Origin of the sequence: Acidithiobacillus sp. (assembly GCF_023255755.1) — a bacterium.
Taxonomy (GTDB): Bacteria; Pseudomonadota; Gammaproteobacteria; order Acidithiobacillales; family Acidithiobacillaceae; genus Acidithiobacillus.
Genome location: NZ_JAGDVS010000014.1, coordinates 1 through 5419 on the forward strand (window position 1 = coordinate 1; position 5419 = coordinate 5419).

At 58.5% G+C, this 5419-nt stretch carries 5 protein-coding genes and 1 pseudogene; all 6 read left to right on the forward strand.

Annotated features, from left to right (window positions below; genetic code table 11):
* Nucleotides 1-2078, forward strand: a 2078-nt coding sequence (metE, locus tag Q0C48_RS01175) for a 5-methyltetrahydropteroyltriglutamate--homocysteine S-methyltransferase (RefSeq protein WP_291520754.1), incomplete at its 5' end; no start/stop codon positions are given.
* A 162-nt stretch (nucleotides 2079-2240) separates the two neighbouring features.
* On the forward strand, nucleotides 2241-2870 hold the full coding sequence (locus Q0C48_RS01180; RefSeq protein WP_291520756.1) for a carbonic anhydrase: 630 nt from the start codon (nucleotides 2241-2243) through the stop codon (nucleotides 2868-2870).
* Nucleotides 2871-2879: 9 nt separating this feature from the next.
* Nucleotides 2880-4430 (forward strand): SulP family inorganic anion transporter, encoded by a 1551-nt coding sequence (locus Q0C48_RS01185; protein ID WP_291520758.1) that lies wholly within the window; start codon nucleotides 2880-2882, stop codon nucleotides 4428-4430.
* Between the two features lie 182 nt (nucleotides 4431-4612).
* On the forward strand, nucleotides 4613-4924 hold the full coding sequence (gene rplU / locus Q0C48_RS01190) for a 50S ribosomal protein L21 (protein WP_291520760.1): 312 nt from the start codon (nucleotides 4613-4615) through the stop codon (nucleotides 4922-4924).
* An 11-nt stretch (nucleotides 4925-4935) separates the two neighbouring features.
* Nucleotides 4936-5196, forward strand: a complete 261-nt coding sequence (rpmA, locus tag Q0C48_RS01195; RefSeq protein ID WP_014030066.1) for a 50S ribosomal protein L27 — start codon at nucleotides 4936-4938, stop codon at nucleotides 5194-5196.
* A 55-nt stretch (nucleotides 5197-5251) separates the two neighbouring features.
* Nucleotides 5252-5419 (forward strand): annotated as a pseudogene (gene obgE, locus Q0C48_RS01200) (GTPase ObgE); the annotation flags it as partial.

The window sequence follows — 5419 nt, forward strand, 5'->3', positions numbered from 1 at the left end:
AGGTGGACCTCGCCACCTTCTTCGCCATGGCGCGCGGCTCCAGCACCCAGCCCGCCATGGAAATGACCAAATGGTTTGACGCCAATTATCACTTCATCGTCCCTGAATTCCATGAGGGTATGGATTTTCGCCTCTCCAGCGACCGCATTTTTGCCCAGGTGAAAGAGGCGCAGGCACTGGGCCTGAAGGCCAAGCCCGTCCTAGTCGGCCCCATCACCTATCTCTGGCTCGGTAAAGAGAAAGACCTTAAGGCCGAGGCCCAGCATCATCATGACGACAGTGCCTGTCACGGCCACGGCGCCCCGGTGGGCAACGCCTGCTTTGATCGCCTGACCCTGCTGCCCAAGGTGCTGCCGGTCTATGCTGAGGTCCTCGCCCGCCTGGCGGAACTGGGTGTGGAATGGGTGCAGATGGATGAACCCGCCCTCGCGCTTGACCTGCCCCAGGAATGGATCAAGGCGCTGGATACGGCCTACCAGACACTAAGCAAGGGCAAATCGCCCAGGATACTACTCGCGGCTTACTTCGAATCCGTTGCCGATCATGCCAAACAGCTCAAGGCCCTGCCCGTCGCTGGCTTGCATCTTGATCTGCGCCGTGCGCCGCAGCAGTTGAACAGTTTCCTCACCGACTACCCCGCCGACAAGGTGCTCTCCCTCGGTGTCGTCGACGGTCGTAACGTCTGGCGCGCTGACCTCGATGCCGCACTGGAACTCCTGCAGCCCGCCCACCAGCAGCTCGGCGACCGTCTCTGGGTCGCACCGTCCTGCAGCCTGCTGCATACGCCCGTAGATCTGGATCAGGAGACGGAGCTGGACGCTGAACTGAAGTCCTGGCTCGCCTTCTCCGTGCAGAAGCTGGACGAAGTCGCCGTCATCAGCCGCGCCCTGGACAAAGGCACGGAGTCGGTGGCCCAGGAACTGGCTGCCGCCCGCGCCGCCGCCGCGCCCCGCCGCAGCTCGCCGCGCATTCACAACCCCGCCGTCGCTCAGCGCCTTGAAGGCTTGGGTAAGGATGACGGTCAGCGCAACAGTCCCTTCCCGGCGCGGGAAGCGGCACAGCGGGCGCGCTTCAAACTACCCGCCTTCCCGACCACCAGTATTGGCAGCTTCCCCCAGACCCCGGAAATCCGTAAGGCCCGTTTGCAGAATCGCAAAGGCGAGCTGAGCAATGCCAATTACCAGAAGGCGATGGAAGCGGAAATCGCTCTGGTGGTGAAGGAGCAGGAGCGTCTCGGTATTGACGTGCCCGTGCATGGCGAGCCCGAGCGCAATGACATGGTAGAGTACTTCGGCGAGCAATTGTCCGGATTTGCTTTTACCCGCCATGGTTGGGTGCAGAGTTACGGTTCGCGCTACGTCAAGCCGCCGTTGATTTTCGGTGATGTCTCTCGCCCCACCCCGATGACGGTGGCCTGGAGCAAGTACGCCCAGTCCCTGACCAAGCGGCCAATGAAGGGCATGCTCACCGGCCCGGTGACCATCCTGCAATGGTCTTTCGTCCGTGATGACCAGCCCCGCGAACGTACTGCGTTGCAGATCGCTCTGGCCATCCGCGATGAGGTCAAGGACTTGATTGATGCAGGCATCGGCATCATTCAGATCGACGAGCCAGCCTACCGTGAAGGTCTGCCCCTCAAGCGCAAGGATTGGGATCAGTATCTCAACTGGGCGTCGCGCGCCTTCCGCATTTCGGCGCAGATCGCCCCCGATGATGTGCAGATCCACACGCACATGTGCTACTCGGAGTTCAACGATATTCTGCCCGCCATTGCGGCCATGGATGCCGACGTGATCACCATTGAGACCTCACGCTCGCAAATGGAATTGCTGGACGCTTTCGCAACCTTCAACTACCCCAACGAAATCGGACCGGGCGTCTATGACATCCACTCCCCACGCGTACCCAGCGTCGAAGAGATGGTGGGCCTGATGGAAAAGGCGGTAAAGGTGGTCCCCGCCGAGCGCCTGTGGATCAACCCCGACTGCGGCCTGAAAACCCGCAAGTGGGCGGAGGTCACCCCGGCGCTGGAGAACATGGTCGAGGCGGCTCGCCAGATTCGTGCCCGTCACGGCTGAAATGCGTCACAAGCAGCACGAAGGAGCCCCCTTTGGGGGCTTTTTTGTGACCATTTTCCAACATTATCAAATGGCTTGATAGTTGTTGAGACTTGTTGATAAAGTCCAAGGCGAGGTCGCGTTTTCATCCGAATTTCATCTGATAACGAGGGAGTGGTAGCCATGAATAACGACGTGATCGACGCCATGATCGACGGCTTCAAGGATTTCCACCACACCTATTATGAGGAACGGCCAAACTTTTTCGATACCCTGGTGGAGAAAGGGCAAAACCCAAAAGTCATGCTGATAGGCTGTTCCGATTCCCGAGTCACGCCTACGTCACTCTACGGCAGCGAGCCCGGAGACATTTTTGTGGTGCGCAACGTCGCTAATCTCGTTCCCCCGGCGGAGCAAGACGGCCATCTTCATGGCACCAGCGCAGCGGTGGATTTTGCGGTCAGTCACCTGGAGGTGGAACATATCATTATCAATGGCCATTCACATTGCGGTGGCATGAAAGCGCTATTGAACGGCACTGAAGGCAAGTATGTCGGCCCCTGGGTGGACATTGCCAGAGATGCCCGTTCTGACGTGATGCGGGAATATGCTGATGCCAGCCCCGAAGAACAGGCGCGCGCCCTCGAAAAAGCCAGCATTCTGGTTTCGCTGGAGAATCTGCTGACCTTTGACAGTGTGCGTCGCCGCGTGGTGCGGGGTGAACTGCAGTTGCATGGCTGGTACTTCGACATGGAAGAAGGGGCCATCCTCGCCTACAACGTGGGAAAACAGAAGTTCGATAGACTCGCCTGAGGACACAGCATGGAAAACAGTGTGAACCTTTCGCCCCTCAAAAATCTGCGCGCCGATGTGCCCGCCGCGGTGGTCGTGGCCCTGGTGGCGATGCCGCTCTGCCTCGGCGTAGCTTTGGCATCAGGGACACCGCTGATCGCCGGACTTATCGCCGGCATCGTAGGTGGCGTGCTGGTCCCCTTGTTCAGCCGTTCGCAACTGGCCGTCAGCGGTCCGACGCCGGCCATCGTCGCCACGGTTCTGGTGGCCATGCAAACTTTACCGAGTTTCTCCGCTTTTCTGCTGGCGGTGGTCATCGCCGGGGTCATCCAGATCGTTTTAGGTGTGATCCGTGCAGGTGTCGTCGCCTATTTTTTTCCCTCTGCCGTTATTCAGGGGATTCTGTCGGCTATCGGCATCATCCTCATCCTCAAACAATTTCCCTACGCCATCGGTTTTGATCTGGGTGAATTCGGCAGTCAGGACTTCATCGGCGCGCATGGCGAGAACACCTTCACCGCTGCCGTTGCTGCCCTGGCACACCTGGAGTGGGGCGCTCTGCTGGTCAGCGTACTTGCCCTGTCCATCCTGATCACCTGGGACAAAGTAGCGCTATTGCGTAAACAGACCTGGCTGTCCGGGCCACTCATGGCGGTGGTTTTGGGCACCTTACTCAACACATGGCTTCTCTACGCCGTTCCGAGCCTGGCCGTCAGCGGCCCCAACCTGGTCAACTTGCCGATCATTCGCTCTTTCGCGGATTTTCGGGATATGCTGCACATGCCGGACTGGGGGATGATCGGATCGAAGACCGTCTGGGTGACGGCCATCGCCCTCACTTTCATTGCGAGCCTCGAAAGCCTGCTTTCCATTGAAGCCGCCGACAAACTCGATGTCTTCAAACGGCGCACACCGCTGGACCGCGAGCTGCTGGGTCAGGGTATCGCCAATGTCACCAGTGGCCTCATCGGCGGCCTTCCGGTGGCGGCGGTTATCGTGCGCAGTACCGCCAATGTGGCGGCAGGGGCCCGCACTAAGGCGAGTGCCTTTCTACATGGCCTGTTTCTGCTACTTGCCGTACTGTTTCTGGCGACGCTGATGAACCAGATTCCGCTAGCTGCCTTAGCATCCATCCTGATTTTCGTCGGCTTCAAGCTGGCCCATCCAAGCATATTCAAGCGAATGTTTCGGCTCGATAAATCGCAGTATCTACCGTTCATAATCACCATTGTCGCGATTCTGTTTACCAGCCTCATCATAGGGGTAGTCGTCGGCCTGCTGGCAGGAGTGTTCTTTGTGCTCAAGGCCAATTACCACAGCGCCATAGAGATTGGACGGGAGGGTTCCGCTTACAAAATTGCGCTGAATCGGGAGGTGACATTTGTTAACAAGGCACGCCTCTCCCATATCCTGGAGCGGCTGCCCAAGGGTGCAGAGATCATACTGGATGGCGAACATGTGGGTTTCATCGACCACGACGTCCTCGAAGTAATTAGAGACTTTGAACGTTCCGCACCCTTGCGCGGCATCCGACTGCGCGAACAGGGCTTCGATACGCCGGTGTTGAGGGCTCCTGTCTGACACCAATAAACGCTGGAACAGGCAGCCGGGGCTCTTGATGCGTCCCGTTTCTTGTTGGTCCGACAACCTGTCAAAACCCCAAATGCCCGACAGTTAAATACGCTTGACGTTAATACCTTAATAACGGTATCTTAGCGAGCTTTTCCGGGCAGTATCGGCGAAACCCTTGTTGGAGGTTTGTGATGTACGCGGTCATTGAGAATGGTGGCAAGCAGTATCGGGTGGCAGTGGGCGACAAGCTCCGACTCGAAAGAATGGAAGTTGAGCCCGGTGTCGAACTCGCACTGGACCGTGTCCTCATGGTCGGCGTCGGCAGTGATGTCCAGGTAGGACGGCCCCTGGTGGAGGGTGCCGCGGTGAAAGCCACCGTACTCAGCCAGGGTCGTGCCAAAAAGGTACATATTTTCAAGATGCGCCGGCGCAAGCATTACCGCAAGCAGCAGGGCCATCGTCAGTATTTTACCGAAGTCCGCATCACCGGCATTGAAGCCTAAGGAGCACAATCATGGCACATAAGAAGGCTGGAGGTTCCTCCCGTAACGGCCGCGATTCTCAATCCAAGCGTCTGGGCGTCAAGCGCTACGCCGGACAGGAAGTTATCAGCGGCAACATCATTATTCGTCAGCGTGGCACCCAGTTTTATCCGGGCGCCAACGTCGGCATCGGCAAAGACCATACGCTCTTTGCCACCGCCGAGGGTGTCGTGAAGTTCGAGCGCAAGGGTCCGCGCCAGGTGCGCACCGTCAGCGTCGTTTCAGCGGCCTAAGCAGGCCTCTGCTCAGAGGGACCCCGCCCCGTTTCTGCGGGAGCGGGGTTTTTCTATGAAATTTATTGACGAAGTACGCATTCATGTGGCCTCCGGTAACGGTGGCCATGGATCGGTGAGTTTTCGCCGCGAAAAGTTTATTCCTTTCGGCGGCCCCGATGGCGGCGATGGCGGACGCGGCGGCAGTGTTTATCTGGTTGCCCAGGCCAGCCTCAACACCCCC

What these genes read in the sequence shown, in the direction of transcription:
- Q0C48_RS01180 (WP_291520756.1), top strand. Translation starts at nt 2,241, where the DNA reads ATGAATAACGACGTGATCGACGCCATGATCGACGGCTTCAAGGATTTC.
- Q0C48_RS01185 (WP_291520758.1), top strand. Translation starts at nt 2,880, where the DNA reads ATGGAAAACAGTGTGAACCTTTCGCCCCTCAAAAATCTGCGCGCCGAT.
- rplU (WP_291520760.1), top strand. Translation starts at nt 4,613, where the DNA reads ATGTACGCGGTCATTGAGAATGGTGGCAAGCAGTATCGGGTGGCAGTG.
- rpmA (WP_014030066.1), top strand. Translation starts at nt 4,936, where the DNA reads ATGGCACATAAGAAGGCTGGAGGTTCCTCCCGTAACGGCCGCGATTCT.